The sequence below is a fragment of the Flavobacterium sp. FG19 genome, from assembly GCF_057809475.1.
The window spans coordinates 1-757 of record NZ_JBMDKA010000078.1; the positions used below are offsets into that span (position 1 = coordinate 1).

At 46.8% G+C, this 757-nt stretch carries 1 pseudogene; it reads right to left on the reverse strand.

Features of this window, described 5'->3' with window-relative positions:
* A pseudogene (locus ACODST_RS27805) lies at positions 1 to 757 on the reverse strand (hypothetical protein); the annotation flags it as partial.

Sequence of the window (757 nt, forward strand, 5' to 3'; positions counted from 1 at the left end):
ATCCTTTTGGATCTGGTGTTGAAGCCGTCAGCGTTACATCTGATGGATTCAATGGTAGTCCGTTTTTAGTATCATTATCAAATACATTTACTCCTAAGTTTTGAGCAGTGTTGCCTGCTGTAACTGATGGAATAACATCTGCATTGGCGATTAATCCATTCTCCACTACCACTGTAGCGGTCGCTGTTTTACAGTTTGTCGGCGATGCACCTTCTTCGCAGATGGTGTAAGTAATCGTATACGTTCCCGAAGCAGTGTTTGCTGCAAGGGTTAATTCTCCGTCGGCATCAATGCTTAGCGGACCTGTGGTAACTGGTGTTACATTGGTGTTCGCTGCTGTGACCGCTGAGCCGTTTAAGGTATCATTAGCCGTTACATTGCCAACATTTACCGCTGTAGAACCTGAGGTCTGAGCCGGGTAAGTGTTGTCTGCATTGGCGATTAATCCATTCTCCACCACTACTGTAGCCGTAGCTGTTTTACAGTTTGTCGGTGATGCACCTTCTTCGCAGATGGTGTAGGTAATCGTATACGTTCCCGAAGCAGTGTCTGCAGCAAGGGTTAGTTCTCCATCGGCATCAATGCTTAATGGACCTGTGGTAACTGGTGTTACATTGGTGTTCGCTGCTGTGACCGCTGAGCCGTTTAAGGTATCATTAGCCGTTACATTGCCAACATTTACCGCTGTAGAACCTGAGGTCTGAGCCGGGTAAGTGTTGTCTGCATTGGCGATTAATCCATTCTCCACCACTACTGT